This window comes from Rhodanobacter sp. UC4452_H20 (genome assembly GCF_052978205.1).
Map to the genome: position 1 here is coordinate 1793673 of NZ_CM129662.1, position 21950 is coordinate 1815622.

General features: G+C 65.6%; 23 protein-coding genes. 16 read left to right on the forward strand and 7 right to left on the reverse strand.

The annotated features are described in order from the left end of the window. Window positions 1-60: 60 nt before the first annotated feature. From ACVCMC_RS08560 to ACVCMC_RS08570, 3 genes are all read left to right on the forward strand, one after another. Complete coding sequence (locus ACVCMC_RS08560) at window positions 61-630, forward strand: nitroreductase family protein (RefSeq protein WP_447099360.1); 570 nt, start codon at window positions 61-63, stop codon at window positions 628-630. Continuing rightward, window positions 618-1547: a 5'-3' exonuclease gene (locus ACVCMC_RS08565; protein WP_447099361.1), complete on the forward strand. Its 930-nt coding sequence runs from the start codon at window positions 618-620 to the stop codon at window positions 1545-1547. The genes ACVCMC_RS08560 and ACVCMC_RS08565 overlap by 13 nt, the downstream gene beginning before the upstream one ends. Window positions 1548-1615: 68 nt before the next feature. Continuing rightward, window positions 1616-2212 (forward strand): NUDIX hydrolase, encoded by a 597-nt coding sequence (locus tag ACVCMC_RS08570; RefSeq protein ID WP_447099362.1) that lies wholly within the window; start codon window positions 1616-1618, stop codon window positions 2210-2212. 155 nt (window positions 2213-2367) lie between these two features. Here ACVCMC_RS08570 and ACVCMC_RS08575 read toward each other — a convergent pair whose 3' ends face one another. From ACVCMC_RS08575 to rsmD, 6 genes are all read right to left on the reverse strand, one after another. Continuing rightward, window positions 2368-3408: a TMEM43 family protein gene (locus tag ACVCMC_RS08575; RefSeq protein ID WP_447099363.1), complete on the reverse strand. Its 1041-nt coding sequence runs from the start codon at window positions 3406-3408 to the stop codon at window positions 2368-2370. A gap of 64 nt (window positions 3409-3472) precedes the next feature. Then, complete coding sequence (gene ggt / locus ACVCMC_RS08580) at window positions 3473-5191, reverse strand: gamma-glutamyltransferase (RefSeq protein ID WP_447099364.1); 1719 nt, start codon at window positions 5189-5191, stop codon at window positions 3473-3475. Further along, window positions 5188-5448, reverse strand: a complete 261-nt coding sequence (locus ACVCMC_RS08585) for a YfhL family 4Fe-4S dicluster ferredoxin (protein WP_395117156.1) — start codon at window positions 5446-5448, stop codon at window positions 5188-5190. The genes ggt and ACVCMC_RS08585 overlap by 4 nt, the downstream gene beginning before the upstream one ends. 104 nt (window positions 5449-5552) lie before the next feature. Then, window positions 5553-6053: a hypothetical protein gene (locus ACVCMC_RS08590; RefSeq protein WP_395117154.1), complete on the reverse strand. Its 501-nt coding sequence runs from the start codon at window positions 6051-6053 to the stop codon at window positions 5553-5555. Beyond that, on the reverse strand, window positions 6046-6606 hold the full coding sequence (gene coaD, locus ACVCMC_RS08595) for a pantetheine-phosphate adenylyltransferase (RefSeq protein ID WP_395117152.1): 561 nt from the start codon (window positions 6604-6606) through the stop codon (window positions 6046-6048). The genes ACVCMC_RS08590 and coaD overlap by 8 nt, the downstream gene beginning before the upstream one ends. Window positions 6607-6631: 25 nt before the next feature. Further along, window positions 6632-7213 carry a 16S rRNA (guanine(966)-N(2))-methyltransferase RsmD gene (gene rsmD, locus ACVCMC_RS08600; protein WP_447099365.1) on the reverse strand — a complete coding sequence of 194 codons (582 nt, stop codon included), beginning with the start codon at window positions 7211-7213 and terminating at the stop codon, window positions 6632-6634. A gap of 74 nt (window positions 7214-7287) precedes the next feature. Here rsmD and ftsY point away from each other — a divergent pair, with 74 nt between their 5' ends. From ftsY to mutY, 3 genes are read left to right on the forward strand one after another with little or no spacing between them, the layout of a single operon-like run. Beyond that, window positions 7288-8430: a signal recognition particle-docking protein FtsY gene (gene ftsY / locus ACVCMC_RS08605; protein WP_447099366.1), complete on the forward strand. Its 1143-nt coding sequence runs from the start codon at window positions 7288-7290 to the stop codon at window positions 8428-8430. Between the two features lie 23 nt (window positions 8431-8453). After that, window positions 8454-9509: an AsmA family protein gene (locus ACVCMC_RS08610; protein ID WP_447099367.1), complete on the forward strand. Its 1056-nt coding sequence runs from the start codon at window positions 8454-8456 to the stop codon at window positions 9507-9509. 10 nt (window positions 9510-9519) lie between these two features. Continuing rightward, window positions 9520-10599 (forward strand): A/G-specific adenine glycosylase, encoded by a 1080-nt coding sequence (gene mutY, locus ACVCMC_RS08615; protein ID WP_447099368.1) that lies wholly within the window; start codon window positions 9520-9522, stop codon window positions 10597-10599. A gap of 311 nt (window positions 10600-10910) precedes the next feature. On the opposite strand, the gene ACVCMC_RS08620 is transcribed toward mutY, so the two are convergent. Beyond that, the gene (locus tag ACVCMC_RS08620) at window positions 10911-13031 is read right to left on the reverse strand and encodes a prolyl oligopeptidase family serine peptidase (protein WP_447099369.1); all 2121 of its coding nucleotides are present in this window, start codon (window positions 13029-13031) and stop codon (window positions 10911-10913) included. Between the two features lie 215 nt (window positions 13032-13246). Here ACVCMC_RS08620 and ACVCMC_RS08625 point away from each other — a divergent pair, with 215 nt between their 5' ends. The 10 genes from ACVCMC_RS08625 (at window position 13247) to gmd (ending at window position 21946) form a co-directional block, all read left to right on the forward strand. Continuing rightward, the gene (locus tag ACVCMC_RS08625) at window positions 13247-13486 is read left to right on the forward strand and encodes an antitoxin (RefSeq protein WP_447099370.1); all 240 of its coding nucleotides are present in this window, start codon (window positions 13247-13249) and stop codon (window positions 13484-13486) included. A gap of 1 nt (window position 13487) precedes the next feature. Continuing rightward, a complete protein-coding gene (locus tag ACVCMC_RS08630; RefSeq protein WP_447099371.1) occupies window positions 13488-13898 on the forward strand; it encodes a PIN domain-containing protein in 411 nt (136 codons plus the stop codon). Between the two features lie 352 nt (window positions 13899-14250). Next, the gene (locus ACVCMC_RS08635) at window positions 14251-14499 is read left to right on the forward strand and encodes a hypothetical protein (protein WP_447099372.1); all 249 of its coding nucleotides are present in this window, start codon (window positions 14251-14253) and stop codon (window positions 14497-14499) included. Next, window positions 14496-14822, forward strand: a complete 327-nt coding sequence (locus ACVCMC_RS08640; RefSeq protein WP_447099373.1) for a type II toxin-antitoxin system HicB family antitoxin — start codon at window positions 14496-14498, stop codon at window positions 14820-14822. The genes ACVCMC_RS08635 and ACVCMC_RS08640 overlap by 4 nt, the downstream gene beginning before the upstream one ends. Before the next feature lie 52 nt (window positions 14823-14874). Further along, window positions 14875-15078, forward strand: coding sequence for a HepT-like ribonuclease domain-containing protein (locus tag ACVCMC_RS08645; protein ID WP_447099374.1), 204 nt, complete (start codon window positions 14875-14877; stop codon window positions 15076-15078). A 147-nt stretch (window positions 15079-15225) separates the two neighbouring features. Next, window positions 15226-15669: a pilin gene (locus tag ACVCMC_RS08650; protein WP_447099375.1), complete on the forward strand. Its 444-nt coding sequence runs from the start codon at window positions 15226-15228 to the stop codon at window positions 15667-15669. 339 nt (window positions 15670-16008) lie between these two features. Next, entirely contained in the window at window positions 16009-16452 is a 444-nt protein-coding gene (locus ACVCMC_RS08655; protein ID WP_447099376.1) for a pilin, read from the forward strand. 64 nt (window positions 16453-16516) lie between these two features. Then, the gene (locus tag ACVCMC_RS08660; protein ID WP_447099377.1) at window positions 16517-18739 is read left to right on the forward strand and encodes a tetratricopeptide repeat protein; all 2223 of its coding nucleotides are present in this window, start codon (window positions 16517-16519) and stop codon (window positions 18737-18739) included. Beyond that, window positions 18717-20759, forward strand: a complete 2043-nt coding sequence (locus tag ACVCMC_RS08665) for a hypothetical protein (protein ID WP_447099378.1) — start codon at window positions 18717-18719, stop codon at window positions 20757-20759. Before ACVCMC_RS08660 ends, ACVCMC_RS08665 begins: the two co-directional genes overlap by 23 nt. A gap of 77 nt (window positions 20760-20836) precedes the next feature. Next, complete coding sequence (gmd, locus tag ACVCMC_RS08670; protein WP_447099379.1) at window positions 20837-21946, forward strand: GDP-mannose 4,6-dehydratase; 1110 nt, start codon at window positions 20837-20839, stop codon at window positions 21944-21946. Window positions 21947-21950: the final 4 nt, after the last annotated feature.

Here is a 21950-nt window from a genome sequence, read left to right on the forward strand (position 1 = left end):
GGTTCGCACCTTGGCGACCCGCCAGCTAGGATGGAGCGTTCCGCCCCGTCGAACCACCCCATGACCAACGCGCTTTCCCTGCTGCAGCAACGCCATTCCGTCCCCGCACGCCAGCTCGGCGAGCCGGCGCCGGATGACGCCACGCTGCACACCCTGCTCGAAGCGGCCATCCGCGTGCCCGATCACGGCAAGCTGGTGCCGTTCCGGCTGATTCTGCTGCGCGACGAGGCCAAGCTGGCGTTCGGCGAACAGGTGACCGCGATCGGTATCCGCAACAACCCGGCGATGATCGGCGCCAAGCTGGAGAAGGAGCGCCACCGCTACACCTTCGCGCCGCTGGTGGTGGCCGTGGTCGCACGCATCGACCCCGACAGCAAGGTGCCGGAAATCGAGCAGAAGCTGTGCACCGGCAACGTGGCCTACAACATCCTGCTCGGTGCCTTCGCGCTTGGCTACGGCGCGCAATGGCTGACCGGCTGGGCCGCCTACGACCGCGAAGTCGCCGCACTGCTGGGCCTGGACGCCGACGAGCACGTGGTCGGCTTCGTCCACCTGGGCACGCCGCAGGTCGAGGTTCCCGACCGCGACCGACCGGCGCTGGCCGACCTGCTCACCACATGGACGCCATGACCAGCTCGCCAGACGGACGTCCGGACGTCCATCTTCCCACTGCCCATCTCGTCGACGGCAGCCTGTACGTGTTCCGCGCCTGGCACTCGATGCCGGACGAGTTCCACGACGTCGACGGTCATCCGGTAAACGCCGTGCACGGCTATGCGCGCTTCCTGTGCGAGCTGCTGGAGCGGGCGCGACCGGAGCATGTCGCGGTGGCGTTCGACGCCTCGCTGACCAGCTCGTTCCGCAACACGATCTACCCGGCCTACAAGGCCAACCGCGAGCTGCCGCCGCCGGACCTGGAACGGCAGTTCGTGCAGTGCCGGGCGCTCACCGAAGCGCTCGGCGTGCACCTGATGATCGACCACGAATACGAGGCCGACGACCTGATCGGCAGCACGGTGTGGAACCTGCGCGCGCTGGGTTGGCGCAGCGTGATCGTGTCGGCGGACAAGGACTTCGGCCAACTGCTGGGCGAGCACGACGAGCAGTGGGATTACGCCCGCAACCTGCGCTGGGGGCCGGCCGGCGTCCACGACAAGCTTGGCGTGCATCCGCACCAGGTCGCCGACTATCTCGCGCTGTGCGGCGACGCGGTGGACAACATCCCCGGCGTGCCCGGCATCGGCGCCAAGACCGCCGCGGCCCTGCTCGCCCACTTCGGCAGCCTGGATGCCCTGCTCGAACGCATCGACGAAGTGGCCTTCCTGCGCCTTCGTGGCGCGGCCAGTTGCGCGGCGCGGCTGCGCCAGCATGCCGAACAGGCACGCATGTGCCGCCGGCTGACCCGGATCGCGCTGGACGCTCCCGGCGCCGGCGAAGTCGACCTCCTGCAGCGCCGGCCTCGCCCGGTCGATCAGCTCGATGCGTTGTGCGAGCAGTTGCGCTTCGGCCCGCTGACCCGCAGCCGCCTGCGCGCGCTGGCGATCTGAGCTGATCGCTTGTCGCGGCACGCCCGACGGGCCACCATGGATGTTTCAGCCCGGACCTGCGAGCACCGATGAACGACACCGCCCACCCCATTCCCGCCGACGCCGGCGCACCGGTGGAAACCCTGTACGAGGGTCGCTGGCTGAGTCTGCGCAAACGCGGCCGCTGGGAGTACGCCGAGCGCAACAATCCGGCGGGCGCGGTGATCATCGTGGCGGTGACTCCGGAAGACCGCGTGCTGTTCGTCGAGCAGTACCGCGTGTCGATCCTGCAGAACACGATCGAGATGCCGGCCGGCCTGGTCGGCGACCTGGCCGACCAGGCCGACGAAAGCGCGCTGGTGGCGGCGCAACGCGAACTGGAGGAGGAGACCGGCTACCGCTGCGCCAGCGTGGAGTTCATCCACCGCGGCCCGTCGTCGTCGGGCATGAGCACCGAGATGATCGCCTTCGTGCGCGCGCGCGACCTGCAGAAGATCGGCCCTGGTGGCGGCGACGAGACGGAGAACATCGTGGTGCACGAGGTGCCGCGGCGCGAGGCCGGCGCCTGGCTGTTCGCGCGCGCGGCCGAGGGCTACTCGATCGACCCGAAGCTGTTCGCGGGGCTGTGGTTCATCGAGCACGACGGTGCAGAAAAGCAGTCCGTGATGTCCGACCGCTCGCGCTGAGCGTAGCCCGCGCAGCGGGCGGAGTCGAAGCGGCGCCTATCGGGAAGCCCGTCGCCGGCGTGCCTTTCGACTTCCTCGCTCCTCAGGACTGTGGCTGTCCATGGCCATTCTCCGCGTGCGGCCTTCGGCCTGCGCCCAGGGTGAACGGGTCCAAGTCAGTGATCTTGCCGGCGCAGACACCAGACCGACAGCGCCACGCCGACCAGGGTCACCACCACCCAGCCGCCCAGCACGTGGGCGTTCTCGCCCCCCAGCCACAACACGCTGGCGACGGCGCCCACGCCGATCGAACCCAGGCCCAGCGCCAGCAGCGGGTCACGGCGGCGCCCCTGGGCCGCGAGCAGCGCCAGTGCGCCCAGCGCCGCCAGCAGCACGGAGAGAACCCGCCACAGCGTCACGTGTTGCGGCGGCACCGGCAGGTCGGGAAACAGCGCCAGCAAGGGCACGTCGCCGACCTGCACCTGGTAGCCCTTGCCGTCGGGAGCATCGGCGGCCGCTTCCAGCCGGGCGCCATCCAGGCGTGCCACGATGGTGACCTGCTGCAGCGGCACGGCGCTCCAGCTCACCCGCAGGTCGCCCAGGCGCGGATCGCCGGGATGGGCGCTGGTCACCAGGTAATCCTGATAACGGCTGAAGGTGACGGCAAGGTTCTGCGGCAGCGCCGCCGGGTCGGGTTCGATCAGTTCCGAACCGGGCAAGGCGTGCACCAGCACGCGGCCGAGCTTGAAGCCGCCCATCTGCACCAATCCAGCGTCGAACTGCTTGCTTTCGATCGGGAAACGGCCGGGATTGGCGTGCCCGCGGGCGTCGCGGAACCGACTGGAATCCACCGGCTGGTCGACCCAGTCCAGTTCGTAGTGGACGCTGCCGCCGATGCTGATCTCCCGCCACTGGAACATCTCGACATGCCGCACCAGCACGGGTGTATTGGCGGTCTGGTTGAACTCCGGGTCGTGCGGCGCCTCGACCACGCGTGGCGTCCCGGCCAGGCGTGCCATGTAGCCGTGCTGGCCGGGTTGCGGCAGCGCATCCGCGCCCAGTTCGATCGCCTCGCCGCCGTGCCGGACGGACGCCTGGCGGAAATCGATCAGGCTGCTGGCGTTGAGCGCCTCCAGGCCGATGCCGGCGATCACCAGCAGGGCGCCGATGACGTTCAATGCCAGCAGGCGCCAGGACATGCCCTTGCCCAGCTCCATCAGGCGCACCGCACCGGCGGCGACGGGCAGGCGGGATGCAAGGCGGAATGCTCCATGCCGGCGCCTACTGCACTTGGCCCAGGCCCGACGGTCGGCGCGGGTCGCTGGCAGCGTCGAGCTGGTTGGTCTTGCGATCCCAGGTGACCACGTTCATGAACCCCCACGGCTCGCGCTGTTTCAGGACGTAGCCCATTTTCGTCAAGGCCGCCTCGGTGCCCGCATCGAATGCCTGCGGCTCGGTCATGACCACGTCGGGCAGGTACTGATGATGGAAGCGCTTGTGCGCCACGATCTGCTGCGCGCCCTGCCCGTCGATGAAATGCAAGATGCCTTCGAGCACCTGGGTGATGATGGTGGAGCCGCCGGGCGAGCCGATCACCATGGTGCGCTCCGGCCCGATCACGATGCTGGGCGACATCGACGACAACATGCGCTTGCCGCCCACCGGCGCATTTGCCTTGCTCCCGAGCAGACCGTAGACGTTCGGCTTGTTCGGCACCAGAGCGAAGTCGTCCATCTCGTTGTTGAGCAGCACGCCGGTGCCGGCGGCGACGAACTTCGAGCCCAACGTGGTGTTGACGGTGAGCGTCACCGCGGCCATGTTGCCGTCGGCGTCGATGATGGAGAAATGCGTGGTGTGCATGCCCGCATCGGCCGGCTCGGCGCGCGGCAGCATCGAGGAGGGCGTCGCGCGGTCGGGCAGGATGCTCTGGCGCAGGCCGTCGGCGTAGTACGGCGACAGCAGCATGTCCAGCGGCATCTTCACGAAATCCGGGTCGCCCAGGTAATCGTTGTGGTCGCGGAACGCCCGCCGCATCGCCTCGACGACGTAATGCACGCGCGTGGCGGCATCCATCTTCGTCAGGTCGTAGCCGGACAGGATGTTGAGGATCTCGGCGATCGCCACGCCGCCGGAAGACGGCGGCGGCGCAGTGATGACCTGGTAGCCGCGGTAGTCGACGCTGATCGGCGTGCGCTCTTTCGCCTGGTACGCGGCCAGGTCGGCCAGCGTCCAGTTGCCGCCGGCCGCACGCACCGCGTCGACCAGCTTGCGCGCGGTCTCGCCGCGATAGAAACCATCGTGGCCATGGCGCGCGAGCGCCTCCAGCGTGCGGGCCTGGTCCGGATCGCGCCAGGTGGCGCCCTCGGCCGGCGGCTGCCCGTTCACCAGGTACTTCGCGGCCGAGGCGGGCCAGCGCGCGAGCGATTTCTGCTCGGAGACGATCGCGCCATGCAGGCGCGGATCGGGAACGAAGCCGTCGCGCGCGATGCGGATCGCCGGCGCCAGCGACTGCTGCAGCGACAACCGCCCGTAATCCTTCGCGAGCAGCGCCAGCCCGGCCGGCTCGCCGGGGATGCCGGCGGACAGCGGGCCGGTCAATGCGGTATCGCGGTTGGGGCTGCCGTCGGGTTTCAGGTAATCCTTCGGATCGACCGCCGCCGGCGCCGTCTCGCGGGCGTCGATGAACAGGTTGCGGCCATCGCTGGCGCGGTGCAGCACGGCCATGAAACCGCCGCCGATGCCCGAGCTCTCCGGTTCCACCACCGACAACGTGGAAGCCACCGCCACCGCCGCATCGAACGCGTTGCCGCCCTTGCGCAACACCTCCAGGCCGGCGCGCGTGGCCAGGAAATTCGCGCTGGCGATCGCCGCATGGCCCGGCCGCTGCGCGGCGGGCGCGGCCGGCGGCGCCTGCTTCGCCGAAGCCGCCGGCGCAAGGCCGGCGGTACCGCTCAGCAACAGACCCAGCGCCAGCGCGCGCCAATCGAAGGAGATGCTCATGCCACGGACTCCTTGCTCATCAGGTGTCGATACTTCAACTCAAGCTGGGCCGGAGATTCGACATGGTCGGGGTCGCCGATGATGCACTCCACCGGGCACACCTCCACGCACTGCGGCTCGTCGTGATGGCCCACGCACTCGGTGCACAGCGCCGGGTCGATCACGTAGTACTCCTCGCCCAGCGAAATTGCCTGATTGGGGCACGCCGGTACGCAAACGTCGCAATTGACGCAGGAGTCGAGGATCTTGAGCGACATGAGGGCAAGCCAGGAGTGAGTGAAGAGGAGTGCCAAACGAGAGAAGGCAGGACCTCGCCATGCTCTCTCTCATTTCTCACTCCTCGTTTCTCACTCCCGCCTCATCACATTTCGACGAAACGGAATGTCGCCCCGGTGGGCTTCAGCGCGTCGGTCACTTTCTGCTCGTCGGCCTTGTCGCCGATGAACACCACGATCACGTCCTTGAACGAGCCGGGGTTGGCGTTCTTGAACGCGTCGATCACGAACTCGGAGGTCGCCGCGGAACTGGGGCCGCCGAAGGCAAGCAGGTTGCCCGGCAGCACGCCGCGGGCGACGGTGTCCTGCACGCCCTGCAACTGCCGCGCGTTCTGCGCCTGCTGGTCCTCAGTCAGGCCGGGGGTGACCATGTAGGCATACGGCTGCGGCGCCTTCATGCCCTGCAGGTTGGCCTGCACCAACTGGCCGAGATAGGCATTCCAGCCCTTGGCGTCATTGACGTCGGTGGGCTTGGGCGCCTTCTGCACCTGTTCCTGGGCCTGCTGGTCGTCGCCCTGCTTGTTGCAGGCACTCAGGCCCAGGCAAGCGCTCAGCGCGACAACCGCAATGAGAACGAATTTACGCATGGTCATCACCTTCTGCTTCGGGTTGCTGGTTGGATGGATGAAGCGACTTCTGCCAGCGCTGGCGCATCGCCTGTTGCACGGCCGGATGCACGAAGCCGGAGATGTCCCCGCCGAGGCGGCCGATTTCGCGCACCAGTGACGAGGAGATGAAACTGTATTCTTCGGCCGGCGTCAGGAACAAGGTCTCCGCCTGCGGGATCAGATGCCGATTCATGCTGGCCAGCTGGAATTCGTACTCGAAATCCGACACCGCCCGCAGCCCGCGGATGATCACCCCGGCACCCACCTGCCCGATGAAGGTCGCCAGCAGGCAATCGAAGCCGCGCACCTCCACGTTGGGCAGGTCGGCCAGCGCCAGCCGCGCCAGCGCCACCCGCTCGCCGATGCTGAAGTGCGGCCCCTTGGTGGAACTGTCCGCCACTGCCACGATCACCCGGTCGAACAGCGACGCGGCGCGCGTCACCAGATCGGCATGGCCGTTGGTGATCGGGTCGAAAGTGCCCGGATAGATGGCCAGGCGGGGATTCCCCAGATTTTTTCTCACGGAAGGCATGCAGTCGCCGACGACGGTGTGACCCTTAGCTTAACGGAAGCGAACGCCGATAGAGCGCAAAACGTACCTCGCCGGCCTGTCCCTCGCGATGCAACGACCAGTTCGGCGGCAGCCCGGGGACACCGGCGCGGGGCGATTCGACGTAGATCAGTGCCTGCGCCGCCAGCCAGCCGCCCGCTTCCAACTGCGCGGCCAACGGTGCCCACAGGTCGAGCGCGAACGGCGGGTCGAGGAAGACCAGATCGCAAGGCTGCGCCGGACCGCGCAGGAAAGTCGCCGCCTCCGCGGTGGTGACCACCGCGGACGTCAGCTTGAGCCGCGCCAGGTTCGCGCGCAGCGCCTGCGCCGCCTGCGCGTCGCGCTCCACGAACTGCACGCTGGCTGCGCCGCGCGAATACGCCTCGATGCCCAGCGCGCCGGTGCCGGCGCACAGGTCCAGGCAGCGCGCACCGGCGATCATCGGCGCCAGCCAATTGAACACGGTCTCGCGCACGCGCGCCGGGGTCGGCCGCAAGCCGGGCAGTTCCGGCACCCGCAGGCGCGAATTGCGCAGGTTGCCGCCGATGATGCGCACCTGGCCAGGCGACGGTTTTCGCCCGCCACTCACGCGCGCGGGCCCTCAGCTGGGAGTACGGGTCGGGGTGTTAGCATGCCGGCCATTGTCTTTGAATCGCCCCGGCCATGCTCAAGTTCTGGAAGAAAAAATCCGCCGAGACGGATGCCCACGGCAAGGAAGTGCCGCCTGCCGCGCCGGATGCGGCGGTCGACGCGGGCCTGCCGGAAGCCGTGGCATCGGGCCTGCGCGAGGCGCTGGCGGAAATGCCCTCGGCCGAGGACATCCGCCGCGACACCGAGCGCTTCGTGGCGCCGGCGGAAGAACCCGCCCAAGCGCCGCCGAAGCGCAGTTGGCGCGAACGCCTGTCCGGCAGCGTGTTTTCGCGCAGCCTCGGTTCGCTGTTCGTGCGCAACCCGAAGCTCGACGACGACCTGCTCGACGAGCTGGAAACCGTGCTGATCACCGCCGACGTCGGCGTCGAAGCCAGCAGCGCGCTGGTCGATGGCCTGCGCAAGCGCATGCACAAACGCGAGTTCGCCGACGCCGCGGCCTTGCTGGCGGCCTTGCGCCAGGCGCTGATCGAGCTGCTCAAGCCGGTCGAGCAGCCGCTGGACGTACGCGACAGACAACCCTTCGTGGTGCTGGTCGTCGGCATCAACGGCGCCGGCAAGACCACCACCATCGGCAAGCTGGCCCGCAGGTGGCGCGACGAAAAGCACGCGGTGATGCTGGCTGCCGGCGACACCTTCCGCGCCGCCGCGGTCGAGCAGCTCAAGACCTGGGGCGAGCGCAACGCGGTGCCGGTGATCTCGCAGGGCCAGGACGCCGATTCGGCCAGCGTGATCTTCGACGCCCTGCAGGCCGCGCGTTCGCGCCACATGGATGTGCTGATCGCCGACACCGCCGGACGGCTGCACACCCAGGGTGGCCTGATGGACGAACTGGGCAAGATCGCCCGCGTGCTGAAGAAACTCGACGCCGACGCACCGCATGAAGTGCTGATGGTGATCGACGGCACCACCGGACAGAACGCGGTCAACCAGGTGCGCCAGTTCCGCCAGATCGTGGGCGTCACCGGCCTGGTGGTGACCAAGCTCGACGGCACCGCGAAGGGCGGCGTGGTGTTTGCGCTGGCGCGCGAGTTCGGCCTGCCGATCCGTTTCGTGGGCCTGGGCGAAAGCGCCACCGACCTGCGCGCGTTCGAGGCCGAAGCCTTCGTCGACGGCCTGCTGCCCGCCAACCTCGGCCAGGTTCGAGACCATGGCTGACGCCGGCTGGCGGGGCTGATCCGGTGTCGCGCCGACTGCGCCTGATCGCAACGGTGCTCGGCGGTGTGGTCGTGGCGGCCACGCTCGTCGTGGTGGCCGCCGTCTACCTGCTGCTGCAGCCCGACCGCTTCACCGCCATGCTGCAGAGCCAGGCGCGCGCCGCCGGGCTGGAGTTGAACCTGGCCAGCCCCGCCAGCCCCAGCCTGTTCCCGCGGCCGGCGCTGGACCTGCGTGGTATCACGCTCAACGCCCAAGGCGCCAGCGCACCGATCCTGCTCGCCGCGCGCGGCCGGCTGGTGCTGCCGTGGCACACCCTGTTCGGCGGGCCCGCCGTGATCTCGCAACTGGAGATCGACTCGCCGCGCGTCGACCTCGATGCCCTGCAGGCATGGATGGCCGCGCTGCCGGCGCAGACACAGCAGGCGCCGCTCAACATCCCGCGCATCGACACCGGCGTGGAAATCACCCACGGCAGCGTGGTGCGCGGCAATGAAGTCTTGCTGGACAACGTCTCGATCAGGGCCGGCAGCCTCGTTTCCGGGCAGCCGTTTCCGCTCAGCATCAACGCCTTCGTCGCCGGCAAGCCGTGGCAGCTGCACCTGTCGGCGACGCCGCGCATCCAGGGCAACGCCCTGCAACTGGACAACATCAGCCTGCACCTGGCGCAGGAAGATGCGGTGACGCTGGCGCTGAACGGCCGCGCGCACTGGCACGGCGCAGCCGATGCCGCGGCCAGCCTGGCCGGCAAGCTCGACCGCACCGGCGCGGGCCAGTACGACCTGTCACTGACGCTCACGCCCGCCAACCAGGACAACCCGCTGCTGCTGGCGCTGAAACTCGACGGCCCCGGCAACCACGCCGACCTGCGCTTGCCGCCGCTGGCACTGGCGCGCTGGTGGGGTCGCCTGGGCGATCCGCAGGCACCGCAACTCGGTGTGCCGCCCGGCAGCGGACACGCCGAGTTCGACAGCATCGACGCCGGTGGCGTGCGCGTGGAAGGGCTGACCCTGCGGGCCGGCGACAACGTGCCGGCGACCGTGTCCAGCAGCGCGACGCCTGCCGCCGCGACCGCGAAGTAGATCAGGGTCCATGGCGAATACCGACGTGGCCGCACGCCTGCTGCACTGGTTCGACCGGCACGGCCGCAAGGATCTGCCGTGGCAGTCGGAGACTTCGCCGGGCCAGCGCGACGCCTACCGCGTGTGGCTGTCCGAAGTGATGCTGCAACAGACCCAGGTCGCCACCGTGCTTGCCTACTTCGAGCGCTTCGTGGCCGCCCTGCCGACCTTGCGCGACCTGGCCAACGCCGACGAGGACACCGTGCTCGCGCTGTGGTCGGGCCTCGGCTACTACCGTCGCGCGCGCTTCCTGCATCGCGCCGCGCAGATCTGCGTGGCGCAACACGACAGCGAACTGCCGCGCGACTTCGCCGCCCTCGCCGCCCTGCCCGGCATCGGCCGCTCCACGGCCGGTGCGATCCTGGCGCAGGCGCACGGGCTGCGCTTTCCCATCCTCGACGGCAACGTCAAGCGGGTGCTGACGCGCTACCACGGCGTCCACGGCGACCCCGGCACCGGCGCGGTCGAGAGGCAACTGTGGTTGCATGCCGAGGCGCATACACCCGTGCGCCGCGTGGCCGATTACACCCAGGCCATCATGGATCTCGGCGCCACCGTCTGCGTGCGCAGCAACCCGCGTTGCGATGCCTGTCCGCTGGCTGGCGATTGCGTTGCCTTCCGCGAAGGCCGCACTGCGCAATTGCCCACGCGCAAGGCGGGCAAATCCGTCCCCACCCGCGCCACGGTCATGCTGGTGCTGCGTGACACGCGGCAACGCATCCTGCTGGAGCGGCGTGGTCCCCAAGGTGTGTGGTCAGGCATGTGGAGCCTCCCCGAAGCCGCCGATGCCGATGGCGCCTGGCGCATCGCCCAGCAACTCGCACGCATCGACGACGCCCAGGCGCTCGCGCCATTCACCCACGTGTTCAGCCATTACCGATTGAATATCGAGCCGCTGCTGTTCGACCAGGCAACCGCGCGGCAGCGTGTTGCCGACGAAGCGCAACTGCGCTGGTGCAGCACCAGCGACCTCGACACCCTCGGCCTGCCCGCCCCCGTGCGCAAGCTGCTCCAACGCCTCGTCACCGACGAACCTGCCCATCCCGTGTAACCATCGCGCACACGGTGCGCCCCTACAAAAAATGCGGCTCGATCGTAGGGCGGGCACTGCCCGCCATCGGCGTGCCGCGACGTCACCGGCGGGCATTGCCCGCCCTACGGTGCTTACTTCGCCGCGCCGGACGGTGCGTCCGTGCCAACGAGCCTGTCAAACCTGTGTAGGAGCGCACCCTGTGCGCGATGCTCTTCGTCACGTGATGGAAGGCATCGCGCACTACAAAAGCGAAGCGAAGCGTGGGGCGGGCAGTGCCCGCCCATCGGCGTACCGGGGAACCGTCGGCGGGCAGTGCCCGCCCTACGACGCTACTTCGACGCGCCCGATGGTGCGTCCTTTGCCGTCCACTGCTTCAACCACGCGTTCACCGTGTCATGCCACTGCACGCTGTTGTGCGGCTTCAGCACCCAGTGGTTTTCATCCGGGAAGGTGAGGAACTCGCTGGGGATGCCGCGGCGCTGCAGCGCGGTGAAGGCGCCCAGGCCCTGGGTGATCGGGATGCGGAAATCCTTGCCCGAATGCACCACCAGCATCGGCACGCGCCAGTCCTTGACGTGGTCGATCGGGTTGAACTTCTCGTAGTTCTGCGGCACGTCGTATTGCGTGCCGCCGTTCTCGCGCTCCTCGAACCACAGCTCCTCGGTGGCGTAATACATCATGCGCGCGTCGAACACGCCGTCGTGGTCGACCAGGCATTTCCACGGCTGGTTCCACACGCCGGCGATCCAGTACACCATGTAGCCGCCGTAGCTGGCGCCGAGCGCGCAGGCGCGGTCGCCGTCGAGGAACTTGTACTTGTCCAGCGCGGCCTTCCAGCCCAGTTTCAGATCCTCCAGCGGCTTGCCGCCCCAGTCGCCGGAGATCGAGTCGGTGAACTTCTGGCCGTAGCCGGTGGAACCGTGGAAGTTGATGGTGACCACCGCAAAGCCCTGGCCGGCATAGGTCTGCGGGTTCCAGCGGTAGCTCCAGCCGTTGCTCATCGCGCCCTGCGGGCCTCCGTGAATGATGAAGGCCACCGGATAGGTCTTGCCCTTCTGGTAGTCGACCGGCTTGACCACGTAGCCCTGCACGGTTTCATCGTTCCAGCCCGGGAACTGGAAGAACTCGAAGTCGCCGACCCTGGCGTTCTTCAGAGCCTCGGCGTTGAAATGGGTAACCTGCTTCGGGCCGCGCCCGTCGGCCTTGGCCAGGTACAAATCAGCGGGGCGCTTCAGGTCGTCGCGCGCGAACAGCAGCTTGCCCGCCGCCAGCGAAAACGCGTTCACGTCACCGGCGCCGGACAGGCTGCGCACCTCGCCGTTGGCCGGGTCGATCGCGAACAACGGGCGCTGGCCTTCGTCGTCCGCAATGGCATACAGGGTCTTGCCGTCGGCGGAAATGGCCAGGCCGCCGGGCGAACGATCCCAGCGCGGATCGACTTCGTGCTTCGCGCCGGTGGCCAGGTCCATCGCCGTGATGGCGAAGCGGTCGGCTTCGAAGCCCGGCGTTTTCATCGCCAGGTAATAAAGCGTCTTGCCGTCCGGCGAGGGCACCGGGTAGGCATCCCACGCCTTGTTGTCGGCGGTGAGGTTGACGGGCGCGGCCGAGCCATCCACCGGCACGCGATAAACGTCGAAATTGGTCGACCACGGCTCGGTGGTGCCGGCGATGCGCACGTCGAAATACACGCTCTTGCCATCCGGCGCGAAGGCGAACTCGCTGGCATCGCCGAACGGCTTGCTGGGAATGTCGCCGTCGATACCGCGGCTCAGCAGCGTCGGCTCCGCCGGCAGCTGGCCATCGGCGTTGAACGCTGCCACGTACAACTGGTTGCGCCGGCCGTCGGCCCAGGTATCCCAGTGCCGCACGAACAGCTTGTTGTACAAGGTGCCGCTGGCCTTGTCCTGCGCGCGCTTCTCGATGCGCTGCTCGGTGCACGCCAGTGTGGCGCAATCGGTGAACACCTCGTAAGAGAGCAGCACCTGCTTGCCGTCGGGGCCCAGCTTGTAATCGACGATGTCCAGCGGCGCATGGCTGACCTGCACCGGCGCCGCCGGGTGGGACAGGTCCGCACCCAGGTCCACGCGCCACAGTTGCGCCACGTCCTTCGCCGGCGCCACGAAATACAGGCTCTTGCCATCGGCCGACCAGCGCGCCGACGAGCCCTTGTCCACCACCTTCACCGGCTGCGCACCCTTGCGCTCCAGGTCCAGCACGTAGATCGCGGTGACGCCCTTGTTCGCCGCGTAATCCGTGCTGCGCACACTGAACGCCGCATGGCGCCCATCCGGCGACAGCTGCGGGTCGCTGACCCGATCCATCATCACCAGGTCACGCACGTTGAAGGCGTGCGGACCCTGGGCCTTGGCAAAGGTGGTGTCGACGACATCGCCCGCCAGGGCAGGGGACGCGGCCAGGGCGAGAAGCAACGCAGCTATCAGGGGTTTCATGGGGGGTCCTTGCAGGCGGGCGGAAACGTTGACGGTAAGTCGCAGGCGGGCGGCAGGCAAGCCCTGGCTTGGTTGCGCACGCCCTCGTGCAGCCGCGCAGGGCAGCGCCCGGCGCATGGTATGAAGTCCTGTGACTGACCATGGAGGTATCGCGCTTTACACCCTCCGTTGCACGGCATATGCTTGGCATATGTCAGCGACAATGAGGGTGCCCCATGGAAAGCCAACGTCACGTGCGCCTGTTTCGAAATGGCCGCAATCAGGCTCTGCGCATCCCGCGCGAGTTCGAGCTGCCGGGTGATGAGGCGATTCTGCGCAAGGAAGGCGGACGGCTGGTGATCGAGCCCATCGCCCGACGCCGCGATTTGCGTGAGCTGCTGCCCACACTGCTGCCACTCAATGAGTCTTTCCCGCCTATCGAGGACATGCCAAGCACGGACGAGGACATCTTCTGAGATGCCCTCGCTGCGCTACATGCTCGACACCAACATCATCTCGGCCGTAATCAGGCAGCCCGGCTGTGACGTCTCCCGCCAATTGGCCGCGATGCCGCGAGAGGTGTTCTGCACCAGCATCGTTGTCGCCGCCGAATTGCGCTTCGGCGTTTGCCGAAAACACTCGGCCAGGCTGGCAACGCAGGTCGAAACCGTCCTGGAAGGAATTGACATCCTGCCGCTGGAAGAACCCGTCGACCAGCATTACGGGAGCATCCGCGCGGAACTGGCGCGACTGGGGCAACCGATCGGCCAGAATGACCTGTTCATTGCTGCGCACGCCCGTGCGCTGGGCTTGGTGCTGGTAACCGACAACACCGCAGAGTTCGAACGAGTACCCGGGCTCGTCATCGAGAACTGGATAGCCCGCTGAAACCGCCCCTCCCACATGCAGTCGCATCCCGGAACTGCCGGCGGGCGGTGCCCGCCCCCGGGTCGAGTCCGGGACAGGCTCTACACGCGGGGCCTTTCGGCGCGCTGGCGAAGAGCATCGCGCACAACGCAAGCAAACCGCAGAGTGGCAATGCCCGCCATCGCCATACCGCGAAACTGTGCGGTGAAACAGCCACGGCAAGGCGCAGCTTCGCAACAGCAGGTCCGGCGCGCAGGGGAGCGAGGTCAACGCAGCGACAGCATTCACGAGAGCGTGTTCCTGAATGACCGTGGCAACGACATACACGACCGGCCTACTTGAACAGTATCATTATTGATACTATATTGCTCGCATGGACAAGATCACGGATCTGATCGAACGGATGCGCCAGGCACCGAAAAACGTGGCCTATACCGACCTCTGCAAGGTTTGCGACCACCATTTCGGAAAAGCGAGGCAGGAAGGCACAAGCCATCGCGTATACAAGACGCCCTGGCATGGCGATCCCCGCGTAAACATCCAGAAAGGTGACGCCGGGAAGGCCAAGCCGTACCAGGTACGGCAAGTGCTGCAAGCAATCAAGAAGCTGGAGGACAAATGATGGACGCTCGTCACTACACCTACCGCGTCATCTGGTCCCCGGAAGACGCCGAATACGTAGGCCTGTGCGCCGAGTTCCCGGGCCTGTCATGGCTGCACGGCAACCAGGCGAAGGCGCTGGCGGGCATCGTGCGTCTGGTGGATGAAACCGTCAGCGACATGGAAGCCAATGGCGAAACACCGCCGGAGCCGATAAGCGCCAAGTCCTATTCGGGCAAGTTCCAGGTTCGCATCCCGCCCGAGCGCCACAAAGCGCTCGCCATGCAGGCAGCGGAACAAGGCATCAGCCTCAACCGATACGTCACGGACAAGCTTTGCGCGTGAACGAGGCCCGCGCAGGCCCGCCCATAACCCGTAGGAGCGCACCCTGTGCGCTGTGCGCGATGCCCTCCGTCACGTCGCGAAAGGCATCGCGCACAAGGTGCGCTCCTACAAAAAAAGCGACGTGGCCGTGGGTTTCCGCAACATCGCCGTGCACAGCTACAACGCCATCGACTGGGCCATCGTCCACGCGATCGCCACCTGCCACCTCGGTGACTTCGAGGATTTCGCTCGCCTTATAGATCAAGGCAGGCGTTGATCGAAACCGCGACGCCTTGGCCTGGAAACGTACAAACGACCCGCGCCGGCGGGTCGATACGGAACCGTGACCGGCAGCACATCGTCGTCCTCGACTTCGGTACAAAACGTGCTTGATCCACTGGCGACTTCCAGGGGGAATCCACCAATGTCACGCCAGCGCCTGTCCGCCGGTTTCACCTTGATCGAACTGATGATCGTCGTGGCGATCATCGCCATTCTTGCCGCCATCGCCATCCCGGCGTATCAGGACTATCTGATCCGGGCACAGGTCTCCGAAGGGTTCGTTCTGGCGGGCGGCGCCAAGGCTGCTGATTGGGATTTCGTTTCCAACACGGGGCGTTTTCCACCGAACAACGAATCCGCCGGCCTCGCAAGGAACGTATCGATCAAGGGCCAATACGTATCAAGCGTGGATGTCACCAACGGTGTCATCAAAGTGTTGTTCAATGGCCCAAAGGCCAACGATGCCATCCGGCCTAGCACCAAGTACGTGATGCTGTCGCCCGTCACTCAAGCAGGCAGCATCTTGTGGACATGCGCGCCCAGCACGGTGGACCGAAAGTATCTTCCGACTTCCTGCCGTACATAGGTGCTTGTCGGCCCATGGACGTCCACGAACTGACCCAATTGGTCACAATTTGACGTATCACGCCAACCACTGAGACGACATGACACAGGATGGACGAATCCCTGCAAGCCGAGATTCAGCAACGCTTGCGGCCATACGTGACGAAAGGCACAATCTCGATGCCCGTGATATGCGGGAATACACCAGCGGCGCAAGTGGCACACAACCTGCTTCGCTTCGCCGCGAGCTTCCTGGTCGTTCCTGACCACGAGATGGGGTCCGATCCTGCCTAGGGGGATCCAGGACTGGGGCTCAGGGGGCATCACCGGTTAGCTAACCAATCGCAAAAGAGGAACCACCATGAAGAGCATGCAGAAAGGCTTTACCCTGATCGAACTGATGATCGTGGTTGCGATCATCGCGATCCTCGCCGCCATCGCCATCCCGGCCTACCAGGATTACCTGGTTCGCTCGCAGGTGTCGGAAGGCTCCGTTCTCGCGGATGGTGCCAAGACGGCGATGGCCGAGTTCTACAGCAACACTGGCCATTTCCCCTCCAACAATGGTTCCGCCGGTCTCGCCAGCGCAACCAGTATCAAGGGGCAGTACGTTAGCCAGGTGAACGTGGCGACGGCGGTGGGCAAAATTACCGTGTCTTACGGTGGTGTCAAAGCCAACTCCGCGATCAGCACTGGCCCCAAGACGCTGATCTTCTCCGCCGTCACCAACAGTGGCAGCATTGAGTGGCATTGCACGGGCGGTACCGTCCCTAGCAAGTACCTGCCGACGTCTTGCCGCCAGTAATTTTGGTATCGCTTCAAACAGAAAGGGCCGCCCTGTGCGGCCCTTTCTTTTGCAGACCACCCGGATGACCAGATATCCCAACCTGACCGCGTTGATTGGCCTGTCGATCTTGGCCATGGTTTGGGCGTGCTATCACGAAGGGTTGCACGGACCGTTTCTGTTCGACGATTACAGCAATCTACCGGCGCTGGGCGCCACCGGCCCCGTCGACACGTGGCCGACCTTTTGGCGCTACCTCACTTCCGGTACGGCCGACCCCACCGGACGGCCCCTGACCCTGCTGATGTTTCTTCTTGACGCGCACGACTGGCCCGCTGATCCCTATCCGTTCAAGCGCACCAACCTGATCCTCCACCTGCTCAACGGCGCGCTGCTGGCGCTGTTGCTACGCCGGTTGGGTCGCACGGTTTTCAGCACCGCCGACCAACGTCGCGTCGATCTCGCCGCCGCCATCGGCGCCGGCATGTGGTTGCTGCATCCTCTATTCGTCTCCACCACGCTTTACATAGTTCAGCGCGAAGCGATGCTGCCAGCGACCTTCACGCTCCTTGGCCTGCTGGCATGGCTGCACGGCCGGGCGCGCATCGCGAGCGGTGATGTCTGGCGGGGGTTGGTGTGGATCGCTGCGGGCTTGGGTGGCTGCACCGTACTCGGCGTGCTGAGCAAGGCCAATGGCATCCTTCTGCCTGCGTTGGTTTTGGTGGTGGAATATGTGCTGCTGCGGTCGCCAGAACACCCCACCACGCCGATGGAACAGCACCGGCGATACATCTACCGTCGCAGCATGTGGTTGTTCGGCTGGCTACCGACGGCAATAGTGGCCGGCTACCTGCTGGAACAAGGCTGGAGCGGGCTCACTCGCGGCATCTCATCGGTACGTCCTTGGACGCTGGGCCAACGCCTGTTGACCGAACCGCGCGTGCTGCTGGATTACCTGGAACTGTTGTGGTTGCCGCGACCGTTCACGCCGGGTCTGTTCAACGACCACATCCAGGCGTCGACTTCCTGGTTGTCTCCGGTGACAACGCTGCCTGCCATCCTCGCGTTAGTTGGCCTGATCATCGGTGCGTGGCTGTTGCGCCGCCGCTGGCCCGCGCTGGCTGTGGCCGTATTGTTCTATTTCGTGGGCCAGTCGCTGGAATCCAGCACCGTGGCGCTGGAGCTCTATTTCGAACACCGCAACTACCTGCCGGCGATGTTGATGTTCTGGCCATTGGCACTGTGGTTGTGCGACGTGCGCACTCGTCCGGATGCGGCACTTGTTGAGAGTCCCATCGCACCTGAAAGCGCTCCTACGAGAAATGTCGAAGAATCAGTCGTGACGTCATTCCCGCGAAAGCAGGAATCCATTTTGATCTCACGGAACAACAATTTGGATTCCCGCGTTCGCGGGAATGACGGCCAAAGAAGCCGCTATTTGACAAGCAATGCAACCGGTACGAATAGAGCAGTACGCGTGGCCAAGCTCGCACTGGCTGCAGTCATCCTGCTGGGGCTTGGGTTGATGACCCACGCACGCGCCAACCTGTGGGGCAACAGCCATGACCAGGCGTTGATGTGGGCCCGTCTGAACCCCGACTCCCCGCGCGCCCAGGCCAATGCAGCGCAGGTCGAGTCGAGCGCCGGTCATCCAGAGCGGGCGGTCGACCGGCTGCTCGGCCCGCTGACCAGGGCGCCCGACCAGGTGCAGCTGGCGCTCAACCTGTTCGGCGCGGAATGCCTGTTGGGCAACATTGATGAATCGACGCTGGCTGCATCGCGCACCGCCCTGCTTACCACGCGCGACCCGGGCACCCTGTTGACGAGCTGGTTCGAGCGCGCGATGGAGCAGGTGGTCCATCCGTCGTGTCCACAATTGAGCTATGCCACCCTGCACGGTCTGCTGCAGGCGGCGCTGGCCAATCCCCACCTCGCCAGCAATCCCGGCCGGCAGCAAGATATCCATTACCTGCTGGGGCGTCTCGCCCTCCACCAGGGTGACGCAGACACGGCCTTGGCCGAGTTCAACCAGGCGCTGGATCTGCAGGTACGTACATCGGCCGCGCTGAAGCAGGCCGCGTTGCTCGGTGCGAACGGTTTCCCACGCCAAGGCTTGGCGCATCTGGATCATCTGGCTGCCGAACCCGAACAGGCCTACCAACCCGGCTTCGGCATGCCGCGAGTGCATGCGTGGGTTTTGCGACGACAACAATACTGGCCCAAGGAGCTGGCGCACCTGCGCGCTACACTGCGCGATGACGCCACCAAGCAAGCGCCTGTCACCGATGACACCCACTCCGCCCGATAACGCCGCCACGACCAAACGCCTGGGCTGGTGGCTGTTGCTGGCCGCCTTCGCAATCACCGTGGTGGTGTACTGGCCCGGCCTGTCCGGCGGTTTCCTGTTTGACGACTACCCCAACATCGTCGACAACCACGGCGTGCAGCCAACCAATGGCAGCTTCTCCTCCCTGGTGGGCGCCGCGCTTTCCTCCCCCTCCAGTGAATTCAAGCGACCGCTGGCCTCGCTGAGTTTCGCCGCGAACTACCTGATCAGCGGGCTCGATCCGTACTGGATGAAGCTGACCAACGTGGTGCTTCATCTGCTCAACGGACTGCTGATATTCCTGCTCACTCGCGCCCTGCTGCAAGCCCTTGTAGGAGCGCACCCTGTGCGCGAACGCTCTTCCTCCAGGTTGAATGGCAGGCCTTCGCGCACAGGGTGCGCTCCTACAAGGGCCCGCACGGGGATGATTGCCGCCCTGATCGCCGGTGGCTGGATGCTGCTGCCGATCAACCTTACCGGCGTGCTCTACGTGGTGCAGCGCATGGAGAGTATGGCCAACCTGTTCGTGCTGCTGGGCCTGCTTGGTTATGTCGCCGGGCGCCAGCGCATGCTGGGGGATGCTCACTACGGCCCCAGTGGCCTCTCGGACGTGCCCGCCTCCCGCTGGTCGCCCAGCCTTCGCGGATTCCTGCTTTGCACCGCAAGCCTCGTGGCCTGCACCGGCATGGGCGTGCTGGCCAAGGAAACCGCGGTGATGCTGCCGCTGTATGCGGTGCTGATTGAATGGCTGGTATTCGGTTTCCGCTCGCCTGCCGGCCGACGCGACAGACGCCTCATCGGCCTGTTTGTCGTGCTGCTGCTGTTGCCGATGATCGTGGGTCTGATCTGGCTGCTGCCGCAGGTGTTCAACCCAGGCTACTGGTCGACACGCGACTTTGGCCTGCGCACGCGCCTGCTCAGCGAAGCGCGCATCGTGGTCGACTACATCCGCTGGACGCTGCTGCCGACACCGGATGCGTTGTCGTTCTACCACGACGACTTCCGCACCTCGCAAGGCCTGCTTTCGCCGTGGACGACGCTTGCCAGTATCGTGGCTCTCGGTGCCTTGGTCGCGCTGATGATCTGGCTGCGCAAGCACCAGCCGCTGGCCGCGCTGGGCATCGGCCTGTTCCTGGGCTGCCAGCTGCTCACCGGTACCATCCTGCCGCTGGAACTGATCTACGAACATCGCAACTACTTCGCCAGCTTCGGCCTGATGTTGGCGATCGTGCCGTTGCTCGCTGCATCACGAGGCGAAGCGTTTGCCTTGCCGCGCCACGTTCTCCTTGGCGCGTTGCTGGCGTGCTGGACCGCGCTGACCGCGCTCACCGCCTATGCCTGGGGCAACCCGCTGCGATTGGCCGAAGACCTGGCCAGCCGTGCCCCGCAATCCCCACGCGCCCAATACGAACTGGGCCGCACCTACATCATCTACTCCCATTACGACCCGGCCTCGCCCTTCACCAAATTGGCCTATGCGCCGCTCGAGCAGGCAGCCGCCCTGCCCGAGGCCTCGATCCTTCCCGAGCAGGCGCTGATCTTCATGAACTCGCGCATGCACCAGCCCATCAAGGATGCTTGGTGGGACAGCCTGATCGCCAAACTCGAGGCCCGCCGCCCCGGCGTGCAAGATGAAAGCTCGCTTGGAGCGCTGACCCAATGCGCGCGCGAAGGTCGCTGCGATCTGTCGAAGCAGCGCATGGTCGGGGCTTATCTGGCCGCATTGTCCCACCCGGATCCCAGTGCCCGACTTTTGGCGATGTACGGTGACTATGCCTGGAACGTCTTGGACGACCACGATCTCGGCGAGCGTATGACGGCCGATGCTGTGAAGACCGCACCGAATGAGCCCGCATACCGCATCACTCACGTTCGCATGTTGGCCGCGCAGGGACGCAAGGCCGAGGCCAATGCCGCACTGCAAGGTCTGCGATCGCTGGATATCGGCGGGCGGCTGGACAGCAGCCTGAAGGAGTTGCAAGCACTCCCCGGCCTGCATTGATAGTTGATATCCGCTCTACAAGCTTGCGTAGCGTTTAAACTACCCGCCCATAGGTTATTCGAGGGGACAAGTACCAAGTGAAGCGTGCACTTATTTCGGGAATCACCGGCCAAGATGGAGCCTATCTGGCAGAGTTTCTTCTGGCTAAGGGCTACGAAGTGCATGGCATCAAGCGCCGCGCCTCTTCGTTCAACACTGCGCGTATCGACCATCTGTATCAGGATCCGCACGATCCAGATCGCCGGCTATTCCTGCACTATGGCGACCTGACTGACGCCACCAACCTGATCCGCATCATCCAACAAGTGCAGCCGGATGAGATCTACAACCTTGGTGCGCAAAGTCATGTGCAAGTGTCTTTCGAGACCCCCGAGTACACCGCCAACGCCGACGGCATGGGCACACTGCGATTGCTAGAAGCAATTCGCATTCTTGGTCTTGAAAGCAAGACGCGGTTCTACCAGGCGTCAACATCAGAATTGTATGGTCAGGTGGTAGAGACGCCGCAAACCGAATGCACCCCATTTCACCCACGCTCGCCCTACGGCGTAGCCAAACTGTATGCGTACTGGATCACCGCCAACTATCGGGAGGCTTACGGCCTGTATGCCTGCAACGGCATCTTGTTCAACCATGAGTCGCCCATGCGCGGCGAAACCTTTGTCACACGCAAGATCACCCGGGCGCTAGCCCGTATCCACCTCGGACTGCAGGATTGTCTCTATCTCGGAAACCTCGACGCTCGGCGTGACTGGGGCCACGCGCGCGACTACGTTGAGATGCAGTGGTTGATGCTGCAACAACCTAGTGCCGAGGATTATGTGATCGCCACGGGTGTGCAGCACTCGGTTCGCGAATTTGTCGAACACAGCGCAGGTGAACTGGGTATTACCTTGGCGTGGCAGGGATCTGGCGCAAATGAATGTGCACTCATCGCGACCGCACCGGATCACTCCGCGGCAAAACCAGGACAACATGTTGTGGGCGTTGACTCGCGTTATTACCGACCTGCCGAAGTAGACACGCTGCTCGGCGACCCAAGCAAGGCGCGCGAAATCCTCGGCTGGACTCCCCGCACGAGCTTTGCCGAACTGGTACGCGAGATGACGCAAAATGACTTGGCGCTTGCGCAACGTGATGCGCTGATGATCAACGCCGGCTTCAACGCGCACTCGCCACAGGAATGAAGTG